General features: G+C 59.2%; 17 protein-coding genes. 12 read left to right on the top strand and 5 right to left on the bottom strand.

Going from position 1 to position 16,432, the window contains the following annotated elements:
* Positions 1-78: 78 nt before the first annotated feature.
* The 3 genes from rho to KXD86_RS06920 all read left to right on the top strand — a co-directional run bounded on the left by rho (position 79) and on the right by KXD86_RS06920 (position 2,410).
* Positions 79-1,062, top strand: coding sequence for a transcription termination factor Rho (gene rho / locus KXD86_RS06930; RefSeq protein ID WP_218635313.1), 984 nt, complete (start codon positions 79-81; stop codon positions 1,060-1,062).
* A 50-nt stretch (positions 1,063-1,112) separates the two neighbouring features.
* A complete protein-coding gene (locus KXD86_RS06925; RefSeq protein WP_218635312.1) occupies positions 1,113-2,003 on the top strand; it encodes an alpha/beta hydrolase in 891 nt (296 codons plus the stop codon).
* Between the two features lie 116 nt (positions 2,004-2,119).
* Positions 2,120-2,410 carry a hypothetical protein gene (locus KXD86_RS06920; RefSeq protein ID WP_218635311.1) on the top strand — a complete coding sequence of 97 codons (291 nt, stop codon included), beginning with the start codon at positions 2,120-2,122 and terminating at the stop codon, positions 2,408-2,410.
* Positions 2,411-2,441: 31 nt separating this feature from the next.
* Here the strand turns inward: KXD86_RS06920 and KXD86_RS06915 are convergent, their stop codons facing one another.
* Both KXD86_RS06915 and KXD86_RS06910 read right to left on the bottom strand, forming a co-directional pair.
* On the bottom strand, positions 2,442-2,876 hold the full coding sequence (locus KXD86_RS06915) for a DUF3010 family protein (protein ID WP_218636758.1): 435 nt from the start codon (positions 2,874-2,876) through the stop codon (positions 2,442-2,444).
* Positions 2,877-2,905: 29 nt separating this feature from the next.
* Entirely contained in the window at positions 2,906-3,250 is a 345-nt protein-coding gene (locus tag KXD86_RS06910) for a PBPRA1643 family SWIM/SEC-C metal-binding motif protein (protein ID WP_218635310.1), read from the bottom strand.
* Between the two features lie 259 nt (positions 3,251-3,509).
* Here KXD86_RS06910 and KXD86_RS06905 point away from each other — a divergent pair, with 259 nt between their 5' ends.
* Positions 3,510-4,370, top strand: coding sequence for a metal-dependent hydrolase (locus KXD86_RS06905; protein ID WP_218635309.1), 861 nt, complete (start codon positions 3,510-3,512; stop codon positions 4,368-4,370).
* Positions 4,371-4,448: 78 nt separating this feature from the next.
* Here KXD86_RS06905 and KXD86_RS06900 read toward each other — a convergent pair whose 3' ends face one another.
* Positions 4,449-4,937, bottom strand: a complete 489-nt coding sequence (locus KXD86_RS06900) for an Lrp/AsnC ligand binding domain-containing protein (RefSeq protein ID WP_376770951.1) — start codon at positions 4,935-4,937, stop codon at positions 4,449-4,451.
* Between the two features lie 189 nt (positions 4,938-5,126).
* Here KXD86_RS06900 and ald point away from each other — a divergent pair, with 189 nt between their 5' ends.
* The 6 genes from ald to KXD86_RS06870 all read left to right on the top strand — a co-directional run bounded on the left by ald (position 5,127) and on the right by KXD86_RS06870 (position 11,120).
* Positions 5,127-6,251 (top strand): alanine dehydrogenase, encoded by a 1,125-nt coding sequence (gene ald, locus KXD86_RS06895; protein ID WP_218635307.1) that lies wholly within the window; start codon positions 5,127-5,129, stop codon positions 6,249-6,251.
* Between the two features lie 49 nt (positions 6,252-6,300).
* A complete protein-coding gene (locus KXD86_RS06890) occupies positions 6,301-7,689 on the top strand; it encodes an alanine/glycine:cation symporter family protein (protein ID WP_218635306.1) in 1,389 nt (462 codons plus the stop codon).
* Between the two features lie 224 nt (positions 7,690-7,913).
* Positions 7,914-8,264, top strand: a complete 351-nt coding sequence (locus KXD86_RS19110) for a YMGG-like glycine zipper-containing protein (protein WP_512699702.1) — start codon at positions 7,914-7,916, stop codon at positions 8,262-8,264.
* Between the two features lie 267 nt (positions 8,265-8,531).
* Positions 8,532-9,014 carry a nucleoside deaminase gene (locus KXD86_RS06880; protein WP_312846261.1) on the top strand — a complete coding sequence of 161 codons (483 nt, stop codon included), beginning with the start codon at positions 8,532-8,534 and terminating at the stop codon, positions 9,012-9,014.
* Positions 9,015-9,040: 26 nt separating this feature from the next.
* On the top strand, positions 9,041-10,078 hold the full coding sequence (locus tag KXD86_RS06875) for a sodium:calcium antiporter (protein WP_312846260.1): 1,038 nt from the start codon (positions 9,041-9,043) through the stop codon (positions 10,076-10,078).
* A 184-nt stretch (positions 10,079-10,262) separates the two neighbouring features.
* Positions 10,263-11,120, top strand: coding sequence for an ion transporter (locus tag KXD86_RS06870; protein WP_218635304.1), 858 nt, complete (start codon positions 10,263-10,265; stop codon positions 11,118-11,120).
* Between the two features lie 81 nt (positions 11,121-11,201).
* On the opposite strand, the gene KXD86_RS06865 is transcribed toward KXD86_RS06870, so the two are convergent.
* On the bottom strand, positions 11,202-12,827 hold the full coding sequence (locus KXD86_RS06865; protein ID WP_218635303.1) for a tetratricopeptide repeat protein: 1,626 nt from the start codon (positions 12,825-12,827) through the stop codon (positions 11,202-11,204).
* Positions 12,828-13,088: 261 nt separating this feature from the next.
* On the opposite strand from KXD86_RS06865, the gene radD reads away from it, so the two are divergent.
* Positions 13,089-14,879, top strand: a complete 1,791-nt coding sequence (gene radD / locus KXD86_RS06860) for a DNA repair helicase RadD (RefSeq protein ID WP_218635302.1) — start codon at positions 13,089-13,091, stop codon at positions 14,877-14,879.
* 97 nt (positions 14,880-14,976) lie between these two features.
* Here the strand turns inward: radD and KXD86_RS06855 are convergent, their stop codons facing one another.
* On the bottom strand, positions 14,977-15,384 hold the full coding sequence (locus KXD86_RS06855; RefSeq protein ID WP_218635301.1) for a hypothetical protein: 408 nt from the start codon (positions 15,382-15,384) through the stop codon (positions 14,977-14,979).
* Between the two features lie 150 nt (positions 15,385-15,534).
* On the opposite strand from KXD86_RS06855, the gene KXD86_RS06850 reads away from it, so the two are divergent.
* On the top strand, positions 15,535-16,317 hold the full coding sequence (locus KXD86_RS06850) for a helix-turn-helix domain-containing protein (RefSeq protein ID WP_218635300.1): 783 nt from the start codon (positions 15,535-15,537) through the stop codon (positions 16,315-16,317).
* Positions 16,318-16,432 lie beyond the last annotated feature (115 nt).

Genomic DNA, 16,432 nt, shown 5'->3' with positions numbered 1-16,432 from the left:
TTCACACCCGATCAATAATCCCACACAACGCGTCCAACCCATCGGTCAGCGCAGACCTTTGCGAGCTATCAAACAATCATGACGAGAAAGACATTAGGTTTAACCCGAAAACGAAACAAAGACGCTAAATCCGTGGCTGAGAAAGCCGAAGCTGTGGTTGGGGTCGAAGGTGACGCTGATCCACAAAAACGTTTTTTAAATGCTGTGGCTATCAATCCGGCGCCGGGGATTCGCCTGGAGTTGGGTTCCGAACAGCTCACGGTGCGCGCGATGGATTTGATCACGCCGATTGGCATGGGGCAGCGAGGTTTGATCGTTGCACCGCCGGGGTCTGGAAAATCGACGATCTTAAAGCATATTTGCCAGGCGGTGGGAAAGGCGTATCCCGAGATTAAACTTTACGCGTTATTGGTAGATGAGCGACCCGAAGAGGTCACCGATTTCAGGCGTAGCGTCCCGGCTGAGGTACACGCTTCTTCGTCGGATGAAAGCTATGCGCATCACGCTCGCGTTGCCAATGAGCTTCTTGATATCGCTCGCCAACAAGCTGGCGAGGGTCACAACGTCATGATTGTGATTGATTCTCTCACCAGGCTTGCGCGTGTGCACAATGCGGAGAGAAAGAGCAGCGGTCGTACTATGTCCGGCGGGATGGATGCTCGAGCGATGGAGATCCCGCGGAGGTTGTTTGGCGCGGCACGAAACATTGAGAATGGCGGCTCGCTGACCATTTTGGCAACCGTTCTGGTGGATACCGGCAGCCGTATGGACCAGGTGATCTTTGAGGAATTTAAGGGCACGGGGAACATGGAGCTGGTTTTATCGAGAGACGTTGCGAATCAGCGGATCTTTCCCGCGCTGGATATTTCGAAAAGCAGTACACGCCGTGAAGAGCTGCTCTTAGATCCAAAAGATTTAGACAAAATAAGAGCGTTGCGCCGGGCGCTTGGCGGTCTCAAACCGCTGGAGGGCACAAAAAAGCTGGTTGAGCTGCTCGAGAAGTACCCCACCAATGCCGAGCTTCTGAAAAACATCCCCGGGTCTCATACGGCCTTGCCTTGAATCCATGAGCTATTCTGAGGTTCTGAACCTTCACATACGAGAGCCGGGCAATGATTGAAACCCCACTGGAATTCCCGAGTCACGGTACAACCTGTCGCGGTGTTCTTTATACGCCGGATGCCGACAGTAAAGGTTTACCGTGTGTCGTGATGGCGCATGGTTTTGGGCTGACCCATGCCAGTGGTCTGGCACCGTTTAAAGAAGCCTTCTGCAAGGCGGGTTATGCGGTCTTTGCCTTTGACTACCGCCATTTTGGTGAAAGTGACGGTCAGCCACGGCAGGCGCTGAGTGCTCGGAAGGAGGTGGCCGATTGGCTGGCGGCACTGAATTTTGTGCGGCAGCTGGATCGTATCGATGGGAACCGCATTTGTCTGTGGGGGACGTCGTTTTCGGGCGGGCTTGTGATTGCGGCCGCGGCAAAGGATGGCAACGTGCGATGCATCATCTCCCAGTGCCCGATGATGGATGGTTTGGCGTCTTTGCTGGCTGTTGTCGGTTATGCCGGCCCTATGCAGGCGATGCGCCTGACCTGGCACGGAACGGTGGACTGGCTTCGTCGTGGGCTGGGGATGTCTCCCCGGTATATTGCCTCGGCAGCCCGCCCCGGCGAGTTGGGCATGATGACGGCCGAGGACTGCCTGGAGGGGTACGTGCCCTTGCTGGCCGACAATGCGTCGAATTACGTGGCAGCGGGCGTGAGTTACACGTTTCCCTTTTTCCGGCCCATCCAGTCGGCCAGCAAAGTCGCCTGTCCGGCACTGATGTTGATTTGCGACCAGGATACGGTCGCCCCGGCGAGTGTTGCCGCCAAAGCGGCCGAGAGAATGCCGAACGCGGAAGTGAAGCACTATCCGGTCGGTCATTTTGATGTGTACCGGGGCGAGGCTCTGGCTCAGTCAATCGACGATCAGCTTGATTTCCTGTCCCGGTCTTTCCGGTGAAAGCAAAAACCGGGACAGCCCTATTTTGGATGGGGTTAAGGGCATAGAATTGGCGAAGGGTATCGACTGGGTGCTGATATGCACTCAGATTTCAACCGCAGCGACAGGCCCTTACTATGAATGTGGATAAAGCAAAAAAGCGTATCGCGAAGCACGTTAAGAAGGGCTTTCACGGCTATCCGTTGGTTTCGCTCGAGTACTTTGGCAAAACGCCGGATTCAGCCACCGAGGTCGTTATTTCCTATACCGAGGAAGAGGGCACGGATCCCCAGAAGCAGACGTTTGTAAGTGGCGGTGATGCCCGCGAAGACGAAACGATCCAATCCACACTCCTCAAAATCATTGAGCGGGCCGATGCCAAAACGGTGACCGAGATCGACGGTATCTCCACTGTCCGGGAAAGCTGAAGGTCAGTGACCAGAATAGCCTCTCGCCGGCTCAACGACCTTGCAGCTGCCCCACATAGGCAGCAATAAAAGCCGTTTCCTGAAACGCCTTCAGCCCCGTCTCCGCAAACGCGATGGGCAATGGGTTGGACGCCAGGGTGGACTTGATCAGTGCCGGGGGCAGCAGGGTTACGGTCAACTCAACATCAGTGATCAGTTGAATGGCCGCTTCCATCTTAAAGCTGATGGCACCCCCGGCAAATTTGCCTTTTGGCATCCGCTCTTTGATCGCGACACGGGTGACCCCGTACTCGGCCATTAATTCCGCAAAGGCCGCCTGGAACCGCTTCAGGTCTTCACGGCTGTGGTTTTTCGGCAGTGACAGTTTGCGCACCTTGCACTCCGGCAGGTTGAACTGCCCCCTGTCCATATTCAGCAAACACACCACCGCATCGCTGCCGGTCAGCTCAACCCCGCAAACAATCATAGCCATTGCCCTCTGTGCCCCGGCTGTTGTCAGCCACAGCACTTCTTGAATTTGAGTCCGCTGCCGCAGGTGCAGACGTCGTTCCGGGAGGGCGATTTCACAGTGGTGACGGTTCCTCCTTTGTTCAGGAGAGCCGTGAGCTCGTTGATGGACTCAACGGCGCCCTCGCGGGTATCAACCGAAATAGTCGCGTGCAGCTTGGCCCTGGCCACCTGTGCCTCAACTTCCTGCTTGCGCGCCTCACTGGTCACCACCAGCGTTAGCGGGTACTTCCTGCTGCCAGCCTTTTGGCTGGCGTTGGTCTGAAAGCCGCCGTAAGCGGTGTGGTGCTGGCGAGCGTCCTGCCGACCCTTGAAGAAAAATTTATCTGACATCGCGACATCCTGGTGGGGAGAATACCCGAGCTACGGCCGGGAGGAGTCTTTTAGCACGCTTGCGGAAACGGCGATATAGGCAGATGTAATTTCCTGGCCCGGTTTTCGAATCACCCTCGCTGCGCAACCGGTAGCAATCCCTTGATACCCGCCTCGCCATCCACGACTTTGGGGGTGATTTTGTCCCCTTAAGCTCTTACGGCCGTGGATTACCCGCCCTTATGATGACGTCACAGACATCATCCCGTGAGGGCTCAGTATGGTTGCCAGAACAGCAAACGCCGATACCAACACGCCGAAGGCGTTCATCCCCGAAGTCCGACAGCCGGATTTTGATCTGGCAGACGACGTGCCCAAATACTGGTGGGCCAACGATCCGGCTAAAACACTTCTGTTGGCCGCCCTGTCGGCGAGCTTCCCACCGGGTGAGCGCTTCTTTATCGATTCCGTTCGCCACTACCAGAAACATATCACTGACCCGGAACTGAAAGCGGCGGTGCGTGGTTTTATTGGCCAGGAAGCCCACCACTCGAAGGAGCACAAGGCCCTCAACGGCTACATGCAGGATCGCGGTATCCATCTTGATCGCCTGGAGCGGGAGATTCAGGGCCTGATGAACGGGCTGCGCAGGCACCTCAGCCCTGAGCGTCAGTTGGCCCATACGGTGGCGGTGGAGCATTTTACGGCCTTGCTGGCCGAGGAGTTTCTTCTGAAATACAACGCGTTGGAGGAAATGGACCCGCGCATGGCATCCATTTGGGCCTGGCACGCGATCGAAGAATCGGAGCACAAGTCCGTGGCGTTCGATGTTTACAAGACCATTGGGGGCAGCGAGTTTGTTCGGGTGACCGAAATGATGGCCGTGAGTGTGATGTTCCCGCTGTTCAGCGGCATCCACCTGGTGCAGCTCATGAAAGAGGACGGCCAACTCTTCAACCTGAAGTCCTGGCTGGGAGGGCTCAATTACATGTGGGGCAAGCCCGGCGTTTTCCGCAGGCTGTTACCGGCCTATTTCTCGTACTACAGCCCCGATTTCCACCCCCGGAATCACGATGCCCGGGGCCTTGTGGAAAGGGCCAAGCGCAAATGGCTGGGACCGGTTATGAGAAAGGTTTCCTGATGGGGCGCTCGTAAACGTCGGGTTATCGGGTGCAGGTGCCCGTGTCTCCCTCGGGCCTAATGCGCAGATTCATTGCCATCAGCCGACGCTGTGCTCCATAACACTCTTCATGCTCAATACCTGCCCTTCCTTCACGGTCTCCATGACGATGTAGCTCCGTGAATCGTTCACCCCCGGCAGCGCCAGGATGGTTGCGCCCAACAGCGAACGGTAGTGTTCGACATCCGCCACCCGGGCCTTGATCAGGTAATCGAAATTGCCGGACACCAGGTGGCACTCCTGGACTTCCGGAACGTCGATGGCCGCTTCCTTGAACTGTGCGAACACGTCCGGGCCGGTTCGGGTCAGGCTGATCTCGACAAACACCGTGAGGCCGATGCCCAATTTACGGGCGTTGAGGATGGCGCGGTAGTTCTTGATATAGCCGTCCCGTTCGAGCTTCCGGACTCTTTCCAGGCAGGGCGTCGGGCTCAGGTTCACCCGGTTGGACAGCTCGTGATTGGTGATCTTCGAATTGTTCTGCAGCTCATCCAGGATGGCCAGGTCGATACGGTCCAGTTTCCGCATGGCATTGCTCCTCATACCAGTAAGTTTCGCCGAAATAGAAGAAAACACTGTAGTTGAGAAAACAAAAGGATCAAATAATGAATTAGTAGTTTTATTCGGGATTTTATCCTGTCGGCCCTGATTAGACTTTAAAACGTCAGCGTGACCAGTGGGTCGCGTTCATTCACTGCCCGACAGGAGCAAAAGCCTATGATTGTGGGTGTACCCAAAGAGATCAAAAACAATGAATTCCGGGTTGGACTGACGCCAGAGGCGGTCCATGAGCTGGTTGCCCAGGGCCATTCGGTGGTGGTGCAGACCGGTGCCGGTGCGGGTATCGATCTTACCGATGAACAATACGAGTCAGCAGGCGCCAGGCTGGTCCCGTCGGCCGAAGCCGTCTTCGAACAGGCGGAGATGATCGTCAAGGTCAAGGAGCCACAGGCCAGCGAGCGGGCCCTGCTGCGGCCTCACCACACGCTGTTTACCTACCTGCATCTGGCGCCGGACGTTCCTCAGACCAAAGACCTCCTGGCCAGCGGCGCGACCTGCATCGCCTATGAGACCGTGACGGACAGTAACGGCGCGTTGCCGTTGTTGGCGCCCATGTCGGAAGTGGCGGGCCGTATGAGCATTCAGGCCGGCGCTCACTGCCTTGAGAGTTCCCGGGAAGGTCGGGGCCTGCTGCTGGGGGGTGTTCCCGGTGTGAACGCGGCCACGGTGGTGGTGATTGGCGGCGGCGTGGTGGGTTTCAACGCCACCCAGATGGCGGTCGGGATGGGCGCCCGAGTCACTGTGCTGGACACCTCCATTTCCGTGTTGCGCCGGTTCGATGCGGTGTTTGGTAATCGGGTCCAGACCCTGTTTTCGTCCTCGAAGGCCGTTGCGGACGCCGTGTCGCAGGCGGATCTGGTCATTGGTGGTGTGCTGATCCCGGGGGCGGCCGCGCCCAAGCTGGTCAGTCGCGAACTGATTGCCCGCATGAAGCCCGGCGCGGCGGTCGTGGATGTGGCCATCGACCAGGGCGGCTGCTTTGAAACCTCAACCCCGACGACCCACGCCGAGCCCACCTTCATTGTGGATGGCGTGGTTCATTACTGCGTGGCCAACATGCCCGGCGCGGTGGCCCGAACCTCCAGTTACGCCCTGAACAACGCCACGCTGCCCTATGTCCTTCAGATCGCCAACAAAGGGGCTCCCCGGGCACTGGCGGACAGCGCGGGGCTGCTGAACGGGTTGAATGTGGTCAATGGCGTGCTGACCTGCCCGTCGGTGGGTGCGGCCCAGGGTATCGACTCCATCACCCCGGAACAGGGGCTGGCACTGATGCACTGATTCTTAACGCTCTAAACACCATACGACAACAACAAGAGGTATTGATCCAATGGATTCTGTGAGTTCTGTATTAGGGGACATTAACGCCATCGTCTGGGGGTGGCCCATGCTCATTCTCATTCTGGGCGTGGGCTTTTTTATGAGTCTTGGCCTGAAACTGATGCCGATCCTGCGCATCGGCACCGGGTTCAAACTGCTCGCCGGCGGCGTCAAGGTCGGTAAGGATGACGAGCAAACCGGTGAGGTGTCGCCTTTCCAGGCGCTGATGACTGCCATGGCGGCCACGGTTGGCACCGGGAACATTGCGGGCGTTGCCACGGCGGTGTTCCTCGGCGGCCCGGGCGCGCTTTTCTGGATGTGGGTGACCGCCCTGGTGGGTATGGCCACCAAGTATTCGGAAGCGGTGTTGGCCGTGCGGTTCCGCGAAGTGGATGAGGAGGGCAACCACGTCGGGGGCCCGATGTACTACCTGAAGAACGGCCTGGGCCGGCGCTGGGCCTGGCTGGGTTCCGCGTTTGCGATCTTTGGTGCCGTCGCCGGATTTGGTATTGGTAACACGGTTCAGTCCAACTCCGTTGCCCAGGTCATCGAAACCAACTTTGGCGTGCCCGAACTGGCGACCGGCCTGGTGGTGATGGTGCTGGTGGGAGCCGTGTTGATGGGCGGAATCCGGCGCATCGGCTCAGTGGCCGGCAAACTGGTGCCGTTCATGGCCGTCGCCTACATCCTGGCCGGCCTGGTGGTGCTCGGCATCAATGCCGATCAGATCGGCCCGGCCATGGCGCTGATCCTTGAGAGTGCGTTTTCAGGGCACGCGGCCCAGGGTGGTTTTGCCGGGGCGGCCGTCTGGGCGGCCATTCGCTTCGGTGTCGCCCGTGGTGTGTTTTCCAACGAGGCCGGCCTGGGCTCTGCCCCCATCGCCCATGCGGCCGCCAAGACCCGGGATCCGGTTCGCCAGGGGTTGATTGCCATGCTGGGTACCTTGCTGGACACCCTGGTCGTCTGCTCGGTCACCGGTCTGGTGATTGTCACCTCCGGTATCTGGGATTCCGGCGAGTCCGGCGCCGCATTGACCTCGGCGGCGTTCGGTCTTGCCTTGCCGGGGGTAGGGAACTATCTGGTTGCCGTCGCGTTGGCGTTGTTTGCCTTCAGCACCATCCTGGGCTGGTCGTTCTATGGCGAGAAATGTGTGGAGTTCCTGTTCGGTACCCGGGCAATCAAGCCATTTCGGGTGCTGTGGATCCTCGCCGTTCCCCTCGGCGCGGTTCTCAGCCTGGATTTTGTCTGGTTGGTGGCCGATACGCTGAATGCGCTGATGGCCTTGCCCAACCTGATTGCCATCGTTGCCCTCAGCCCGGTGGTCTTCCGGCTGACCCGGGACTACTTCGAGCGCCAGGCGCTGGGTGTGCCCGTGGAATCCTCGGGAGCCGGTTCCTGAGGCCAGACGCTGGCGCATAATCAAAAGGGAGCAGGTTGACTCCAGGAGGGTCAGCCTGCCCTTTACACTTTGTAACATATTGAAATATAAATAAAAGGTAAGAGTGGTGTCGCGTGTATTTCTGATAATCTCGGAGTAGTTCACAAACCTGGTACGTGACTGATGGGAGGATGGAGACACTGGATTCCTACCCGTCATACCGGGCAGCTCAGACCACCTGAACAATGGGATTTACACCAATGAATATGAAATCACTGCTCGTTTTTCTATCTCTCAGTGCCACCTCATTGGGTGCCGTTGCCGATGACACAGCCGACGCTGCGCTGGGTGGCGGTATTGGCGGAGCCATTGGGGCTGCCATCGGTAACGAGGTCGGTGGCAGAGATGGTGCTATTCTCGGCGGTGCCGTCGGTGCGGCAACGGGAACAGCCATTACCACCAGAGATCATGACAGAGAATACTATCGCGAACATGATCGCCGTCGTCATGACTATGATTATGACGATCGCCGGTCCTACCGTAAGTCTGGTGGCCATTTCTGCCCACCGGGTCAGGCGAAAAAGGGCAGGTGCTGAAGCGCGACAAATGAGAAAGCCGTGGCCTGGTGGCCACGGCTCACACCCCACCTTGGATCGGTAACCCCCGAATCATTGGCGGCGAACTGAATCTCTCCCGGCTTGAAACGCTTGACGATGAGCAGGGCCGCAGTCACCTTTTAGATGTACCCGGATAGGGTCCCTGGACAGTCGACATCTACTACATGATGGCGCTGCGGCGAGCGGTAGCCGCCCGCCTGCTGTGGATGCATTACCTGGACGCCAGAGGTCAATGAAGGAGGCATCGTGATCAACGAAACCGATATGAAGCACCTGACCCGCTGCGTGGAACTCGCCTCGATGGCGGTTGATAGCGGGAACCCGCCTTTCGGTTCGGTGCTGGTGGATGAAACCGGTGCCGTCAGGTACGAGGGCCACAATGAAACCGCTGGCGGTGATGAAACCCGCCACCCGGAGTTTGAAATAGCGCGCTGGGCCGCCGCCAATATGACGCCGGATGAGCGAGCCGCATCAACCGTGTATACCTCTGGCGAACACTGTCCGATGTGCGCGGCAGCCCACGGCTGGGTTGGCCTCGGGCGAATCGTCTATGCCAGTTCTTCAGAACAGCTTTCAGGCTGGCTGGACGAACTCAACGTGGCGCCACCGCCCGTCGCGACCCTGCCAATTAATCGGGTTGTTCCGGGCGTTCCCACAGAGGGCCCCTTCTCCGAGCTCGCAGACCCCTTGCGAGAGCTGCATCGACGTTACGCGTTGGCTGAGCGGTAGGCTTCAGGCGCAACGGGAGGACGACAGTGCCGATCGTGGATCCGGACAGCTGGACACTGCTGCAGAGCATCGCGGTTTTCAGTATCTGTGCCTTGGTCATAGCGATCGCGGGGACACGCATCACACGCGTGGTCGACCAGCTCGCCGACCGGACCGGGCTGGGTGAGGCGACAGCCGGAGCGGTGCTTCTGGGGGCCGCGACGTCGCTGAGTGGTGCGGTGCTCTCGGTGACCGCAGCCTACCGGGGGCACCCGGAGCTGGCTGTCAGTAATGCCCTGGGGGGCATCGCGGTGCAGACCTTTTTCCTGGCCATTGCCGACATTGTCTATCGTCGTGCGAACCTGGAACACGCGGCTGCCTCGGCGCCGAACATGATGCAGAACGGATTGCTGATCGCGCTCCTGGCGTTGATCCTTTTGGCACCGAGCTTGCCAGATGTCACCGTCTGGAACATCCACCCCGTGACCCCGATACTGCTGGGTTTCTATTTCTACGGCACCCGGCTCATCCAGAGTGCCGGCGACAACCCCATGTGGCACCCCTCCGTTACCGGTGAAACCCGACAGGATGAACCGGAGAGCCAGAGCCGGTTGCCATCACTTAGCCGTCTCTGGACAGAATTCGCAGTGCTCATGGCAACCCTTGGCGTGGCTGGCCTGGTACTGGAGCCCGCCGCCACGACCATCAGCTCGGAAGCCGGGTTAAGCCAGACAATCGTCGGTGTGCTTCTGACGGCGATCAGTACGTCCATTCCGGAGCTGGTAACGTCAGTGGCCGCGGTAAGGCGAGGGGCGCTCACACTCGCGGTGGCTGGCATCATCGGCGGGAATGCCTTCGATACGCTGTTCATGGCTGCTTCGGACATCGCCTACCGGGACGGCTCGCTCTACCACACGATGACCGCCGACTCGGAACGTTGGGTCGCCCTGACTCTCTTGATGGCGGCCATCCTGATCATGGGGCTGATACGTCGGGAGCGCTATGGTGTCGGACGAATCGGTGCCGAGAGTGTGGCAATCATGGTGCTCTACGGGCTTGGTGTGGTGTTGATGTTCACTGGCTGAATCGGGCCTTCAAACAAGTCGCCATTGCCTGCTTTTGAAACCGGGCTGGTAAACCCGCGATGCGGGTGAAATCATCTACAGTCAATGTTCAGGGGCAATACGGCGGCTTGCAGGCTTGGTAGTCCTGGGGTGCACCTATTCGCCGGATGTTCCACTTTCAGTGACTGGTAGAGAGGCAGCTTGGATGGCGACGATAAAACCCGGTGGCCTGGGAATTAAAACACGCCTTTTTCAGATCATTTTCGAGTCTGATACCCGCCTGGCCAAGGGCTTTGATGTTTTTCTGGCGTTGCTGATATTCCTCAGCGTGGGGATTATTCTCCTGGACAGTGTGCCGGACTATCACGCCCGCTACGGCGAGATTTTTTACGCTGTGGAGTGGGGCATAACGCTGCTGTTCACCATTGAGCTGGCCCTGCGCATCTATTGCCTGGAGAAACCGAAGCTTTACCTGAAAAGCTTCTACGGGATTATCGACGTTCTGGCGGTCCTGCCCACCTGGCTGGCGTTATTGATTCCGGGGGCGCAGACGCTCGTCGTCGTGCGCCTGCTGCGGACCCTGCGGCTGTTTCGGGTACTGGAAATGATGACGGTGGTGGGCGAGGGCCGTCTGCTGATGGGCGCGCTGATTCGCAGCCGGCACCAGATCCTGCTTTTTCTGTTTTCCGTGCTGATGGTCGTGACCATCTTCTCTTCGTTGCTCTATCTCATTGAGCCGGCTGAGGCGGGCTTCACCAGTATTCCCAAATCCATCTACTGGGGCATTGTGACACTGACAACCGTGGGCTATGGCGATATCACGCCGGTCACCGCCTGGGGGCAGTTCATTTCCATGATGATCATGTTGACGGGCTACTCGATCATCGCGCTGCCCGTCGGGGTGTTTTCCGCGGAAGTGATTCGCACCCTGCGCGCGGAACGTTACTCCGATGAAGCCTGCCCGGGCTGCGGTAAACACCGCCATGAAGTCGACGCCAAATACTGTAAACACTGCGGCACCTGGCTTAATGAAGAGACGCCCGATCCGCGCAGCTCCGAATGATGTTCTTCGAGCCAGAATTATCCGGCTCACAGGAAAAACCGGTAACCGGGCGGGAACCTGGAGGCTCCCGCCCGGAGGTGCCTAGTTTCTCCCAGCCAGCATCTGTATTCGCTTGATCGAGCCGCGCTCTGTTTCCGGGGCTGTCTCCAGCAGTCGACGGGCCCACTGCCCGGCGGATCCGGTATCGCCGGCCAGATCGGCCGCAAGGGCCGCTCCTTCCAGGGTGTTATACCGATTCGGCCAGGTGCGGTCGGACTGCTGATACGCGTCGAGGGCCTCGGCCGGGCGATTCAGGGCGAGTAGCAGGTCGCCAAGCGCCTCGTAAGGGGGGAACAGGGTTCCGGGGCTGACCGGATGCTTCTCGACGCTGGCTTCCAGCTGCCCGGCGGAACGCATCAGTTCGATGGCACGGTCGGGTTCACCCTCGGCTTGCGCAATCCACCCGGCAAGGATCCTCCGATCCACCTCAATGTAGGTCGAGAAACGCGGATCGGCCGCGGACTGGGCCGTTTCCGCCAGAGTCTCCAGGCGCTGTTCAGCCGTGCGGGCGGCTTCCAGATCACCGGTGTTGATGGCCCCCAGCCCGCGTGCAAACCAACTCAGAGCCTCAGGCCAGGGGAACATGTCCCAGTTAACATAGTCGACCGCACGGGGGGTAATGGCGGCCGCCGCTTCCCAATCCCGCTCCTCAACGGCCAACCGTGCGGGGATGGATGCCAGGTGGAAGGCGCCGGGGAAATTGGCCTGGTGTGGTCCGTTGGCCTGGGCGGACTCCCAGACGCTGTGTGCCGCTTTGTCTTCACCCCGCTGGAGGTGGCCATAGACCAGATAATCAAGGGCATGAATGTAGTGGAACGACGTGGCGCCATCGACCTTGTGATTGACCGCCACGTCGGCGGACTGCCGATTCCACTCGATCATCTGGGGCCAGTCACCGAGCCGCACATAAATGTGAGACGGCATGTGCAGGGCATGGGGAACGCTGGGGGCTATCCCGGTATAGGAGTCCACGATTTCGGTAGCGTTCCCGGCTCGGCCATCGGCATCCGTGGCGTGTATGGAGTAATGCACGGCCCCGGGATGGGTGGGCTCGGCCTCCCAAACCCCACGCAGTACCTCTTCTGCTTCGTTGTGCAGTGCCTTGCGGTCTTCGGCGGACAGCGCCAGCGTCAAGCGGGACAAGGCATACAAGGTAGCGACGTTAGCGTCGTCCGGGAAGGCCTGATAGGCCTGGTCCATACCCTCAATCCAGCCGGCCAGCCGCTCCCGGACCTGGTCGGTATCCGGCTCGAAGAACGCTGCGGTAGCGTCTATCAGCAGCCGTTCACGCTCATCGTCGACAGCGTCACGCGCTTGCTGGACTTCCTGGCGACCCAGAGTGATATCCTCAGCCGTCGGTGTGGTGCCCCACAATGGCTGGAACAGCGATGTGGCGACACCCCAATGGGCCATGGCACAGTCGGGATCGGCCTGGATAATGGCGCTGAACTCGGCGCGGGCCTGGGTGTACATCATGTGATGCATCAGGCCCAGTGCGTGATCGACGTCAGCGCGCACACCGTCATCACAGTCGGCCTGAAAATTGACGGTGCCGACGTCATCCCCGCCGCTATGGGCGTGGCCATCATTCATGGTGTCCTGATGCGCTAATGCGGGAGGGATAAAGCTCAGAGTAACCGCAAGTACTAGGTGAGAGATTGTGTTCATGACATGACTCCAGTGGACCGTATTACGGGTGGAGCCGGCATGTCTACTCCGGTCAGAGTCTGAATACGAACTGCCAGTTACTGGCTCTGCATGCGCAGCTTATCACCTCAAATTTAGTCCTTTCCTGGCTGATTTAACAGCGACAGGTCTGCTTCGGGTGATGAAAAAACCGGGACGGATTTATGGATGGCTCACAGGCAACGGCAGCTGCATTTGCTAGTATGACCGCCCTCTCCTCCTGATAGCGATTAAGCACTGCGAATGAATGCGCCTTTCAAGCTGCGGCCTTACCAGCAGGAAGCGGTCGATGCCACGTTGAGGCACTTCCGCCAGTCCGATGAGTCGGCTGTTATTGTGCTGCCCACCGGTGCGGGCAAAAGCCTGGTCATTGCCGAGCTGGCCCGCCTTGCCCGCCGCAAAATTCTGGTACTCACCCATGTAAAAGAGCTGGTGGAGCAGAACCACGCCAAGTACCAGAGCTATGGGTTAGAGGGCGGCGTCTTCTCCGCCGGGCTCAAGCGTAAGGAAAACCGGCATCAGGTCACCTTTGCCAGCGTGCAGTCGGTAGCCGCGAATCTGGATCAGTTCCGGGATGAATACTCGCTGGTCATCATCGATGAATGCCATCGGGTCAGTGGCGAGGAAACCAGTCAGTACCAGCGGATCATCGAGCTGCTGCGGCAACAGAATGATGCCCTCAAGGTGCTCGGGCTCACCGCCACGCCTTATCGTCTGGCCATGGGCTGGATCTATCGCTATCACTACCGGGGCTTTGTTCGCGGCTCGGGTGACGAGCAGGATAAGCCCTTCCAGCACTGCATCTACGAACTGCCGTTGAGCTACATGATCAACCGGGGGTATCTCACCAAACCCGAGCTGGTGAACGCGGCGGTCGCGCAATACGATTTCTCCGCGCTGGCTCAGGATCGCTTTGGCGAATACGCCGAGAAGGACGTCAACCAGCTGCTGAGCAAACACAAGCGTGTGACCCGTGCCATCATCGAGCAGGTGATGGAGCTGGCCACTGAGCGCCAGGGGGTGATGATCTTTGCGGCCACGGTGGACCATGCCCGGGAGATCACCGGCTATCTGCCGGAAAACCAGACCGCCCTGGTGACCGGCGCGACCGATCTGAAAGATCGGGATCTGCTGATCCAGCGCTTCAAACAGCGGCAGTTGAAGTATCTGGTGAATGTGTCCGTGCTGACCACGGGCTTTGATGCGCCCCATGTGGACGTCATTGCCATTCTTCGGCCTACCCAGTCGGTCAGCCTGTATCAGCAGATTGTGGGCCGCGGGCTTCGCCTGGACGACGGCAAAAAGGATTGCCTGGTGATTGATTACGCGGGCAACAGCGTGAACCTGCATCACCCGGAGGTGGGTGAGCCGAAACCGAACCCCGACAGCGAGCCGGTGCAGGTGTTCTGCCCGGGCTGTGGGTTTGCCAATATCTTCTGGGGCAAAACGGACAGTGACGGCCGCGTGATCGAGCATTACGGGCGCCGTTGTCAGGGGCTTTTGGAACCTGCGGACGAGGATGGGCCGGCCGGGCAGCGCGGGCGCCCTGAACAGTGCGATTACCGTTTTCGGTTCAAGGAGTGTCCGCACTGCGGCGGCGAGAACGATATCGCGGCCCGCAACTGTAACCAGTGTCACAAGGCCATGATCGATCCGGATGATCAGTTACGAGACGCCCTGAAACTCAAGGATGCCATGGTGATCCGTTGCGCCGGGATCACGTTAAGCACGTCGACCGGCAAAACCGACGGCACACTGAGGATCACCTATCACGGTGAGGATGGGGAGGAACTCAGCGAGTCGTTCGATTTCAGCAAGCCGGCGCAGCGCATCGTCTTTAACAGACTCTTCGGCCGTCGCTTCGCGAACAGCCAGGCGCCGAAGACCTTCAGCAGGGCGGGTGAGGTGCTTGAGATGCAGGCCTTGTTGTCGGCACCGGACTTTGTGATTGCCCGCAAGCAGAAGCACTATTGGCAGGTGCAGGAACGGATCTTTGATTATCAGGGCCACTATCGGAAGGCGAACGAGGTGTGAGGCCTCTTAACGGGTAAGTCTGTGCGCACGCGCCGAACGCGTGTGTGGCTGGCGGGGGAACGCGCAGCCACACGTTTTCAGCGCCAAGAACGAGGCCTTATCTGAACGCAGGCTGGTGCGGTTTACCGGCCGCCACCCGCTTCATCCACGCCATGTCCAGCGGAACCAGCACGTTCAGGGCGAACAGCGCCCAGCCCAGGGGCTGCAGGCTCTCCGCGAACCACACCATCAGGGCAAGGGACAACAGGGCCCAGGCTACATCCACAACAATCATCAGGTTTAAGTATGTCTCCCGCCACCGTTCATTGAAGGCCATGGCGGCCATGTCGACGCACCACAGCAGCATCACAATGCCGACCACCAGGTAGAAGGTGGCGCCGGGGCCGCCTGCCCACTGGGCAATCGGCCCTGCGGCCAGGATGAGCGCCAGGGCCAGGGGCGTGGAGAGGAAGACATCGCTCAGGATGATTTGCTTCACACTGAATTGACGGACGACGTTTTTCATAGGATCACCTCAATCGGGTTTCGCAATGGGTTGGACTACGCTACAAAGCTTCTACCCGGGCGGTGATCGTCTCAATTACCTGTGAGGTAATGGTGCGGCCTACCTTCGGCAAGGATAATCGGTGAACACTCGGAATTGACAGGGAACCCAATGAGCGCCTTCGGAACGCTGTTCAGAGAAATGCGGCAGGGCAAGCGCCTGAGCCAGATGGATTTCGCACTGGCGTGCGAAGTGTCGTCAAAGCACATCAGCTTTCTGGAAACCGGCCGCAGCAAGCCCAGCAAAGGCATGGTTCTGCATCTGGCGCAGATGCTGCAGACGGACCTGGCCGGAACCAACCGCCTGCTGTCGGCGGCGGGGTACAGCCAGGTCTACTCCGACCAGGATTTGAGCGCGCCCGGCATGGCCATGATCAGGGAGGCGCTTGAGCACCTGTTGCGGGGGCATTTGCCGTACCCGGCGGTGGTGTTCGACCACGAGTATTATCTGGTGATGGCTAACGAGGCCATGCAGGCGATGATGGCAAGAATGGTGCAGCTGGGCGCCCAGTTTCCGGCCCGGCCCAACTTTCTGCTGTCGCTGCTTGATGAAACGGGCATCAAACCCTTCGTGGGCGACTGGGAGAACATCGCCTGCCACATGCTGCAGCGGGTTTACCATGAGCATCTCGCCGGCCCCTTCCGGGACCAGCCCAACCGGTTGCTGGAGCAGGCCCTGACGGTGCCGGGCGTCCCGCAGAACTGGAAAAGCCACGTGGTGGAACACCTGGACTACCCGGCGATTCCCTTCACCCTGAACCTCGGGGACCAAACACTCCGGATCTTCTCCACCATCGCAACCATCGGCACGCCCCTGGATGTTACCGCCCAGAACTTGCGGATCGAGCATTTCTTTCCGATGGACGAAGCCAGCAAGGCGTATTGGCATGGCTGAGATGGTATCGGAGGCAACGTCTTGTTGATGCTGATGGCTGGGGCGACGATAACGGTTTGCCCACCTGCCCACCCCGGCGATTTTCCAAGGCGCGAAAGCTTGGGTATTGGCGAGG

Origin of the sequence: Marinobacter arenosus, from assembly GCF_019264345.1 — a bacterium.
Lineage (GTDB): Bacteria > Pseudomonadota > Gammaproteobacteria > Pseudomonadales > Oleiphilaceae > Marinobacter > Marinobacter arenosus.
Note: the sequence above shows the minus strand (reverse complement) of the source record. Positions and strands in the feature narration are given on the sequence as shown.

Bases quoted from the DNA above. Each gene is read 5' to 3' on its own strand.
- KXD86_RS19110 (WP_512699702.1), top strand. From the start codon at position 7,914: ATGGGATTTACACCAATGAATATGAAATCACTGCTCGTTTTTCTATCT.
- ald (WP_218635307.1), top strand. From the start codon at position 5,127: ATGATTGTGGGTGTACCCAAAGAGATCAAAAACAATGAATTCCGGGTT.
- KXD86_RS06855 (WP_218635301.1), bottom strand. From the start codon at position 15,384: ATGAAAAACGTCGTCCGTCAATTCAGTGTGAAGCAAATCATCCTGAGC.
- KXD86_RS06850 (WP_218635300.1), top strand. From the start codon at position 15,535: ATGAGCGCCTTCGGAACGCTGTTCAGAGAAATGCGGCAGGGCAAGCGC.
- KXD86_RS06905 (WP_218635309.1), top strand. From the start codon at position 3,510: ATGGTTGCCAGAACAGCAAACGCCGATACCAACACGCCGAAGGCGTTC.
- KXD86_RS06920 (WP_218635311.1), top strand. From the start codon at position 2,120: ATGAATGTGGATAAAGCAAAAAAGCGTATCGCGAAGCACGTTAAGAAG.
- KXD86_RS06900 (WP_376770951.1), bottom strand. From the start codon at position 4,937: ATGCGGAAACTGGACCGTATCGACCTGGCCATCCTGGATGAGCTGCAG.
- rho (WP_218635313.1), top strand. From the start codon at position 79: ATGACGAGAAAGACATTAGGTTTAACCCGAAAACGAAACAAAGACGCT.
- KXD86_RS06925 (WP_218635312.1), top strand. From the start codon at position 1,113: ATGATTGAAACCCCACTGGAATTCCCGAGTCACGGTACAACCTGTCGC.
- KXD86_RS06910 (WP_218635310.1), bottom strand. From the start codon at position 3,250: ATGTCAGATAAATTTTTCTTCAAGGGTCGGCAGGACGCTCGCCAGCAC.
- radD (WP_218635302.1), top strand. From the start codon at position 13,089: ATGAATGCGCCTTTCAAGCTGCGGCCTTACCAGCAGGAAGCGGTCGAT.
- KXD86_RS06865 (WP_218635303.1), bottom strand. From the start codon at position 12,827: ATGAACACAATCTCTCACCTAGTACTTGCGGTTACTCTGAGCTTTATC.
- KXD86_RS06915 (WP_218636758.1), bottom strand. From the start codon at position 2,876: ATGATTGTTTGCGGGGTTGAGCTGACCGGCAGCGATGCGGTGGTGTGT.
- KXD86_RS06890 (WP_218635306.1), top strand. From the start codon at position 6,301: ATGGATTCTGTGAGTTCTGTATTAGGGGACATTAACGCCATCGTCTGG.
- KXD86_RS06870 (WP_218635304.1), top strand. From the start codon at position 10,263: ATGGCGACGATAAAACCCGGTGGCCTGGGAATTAAAACACGCCTTTTT.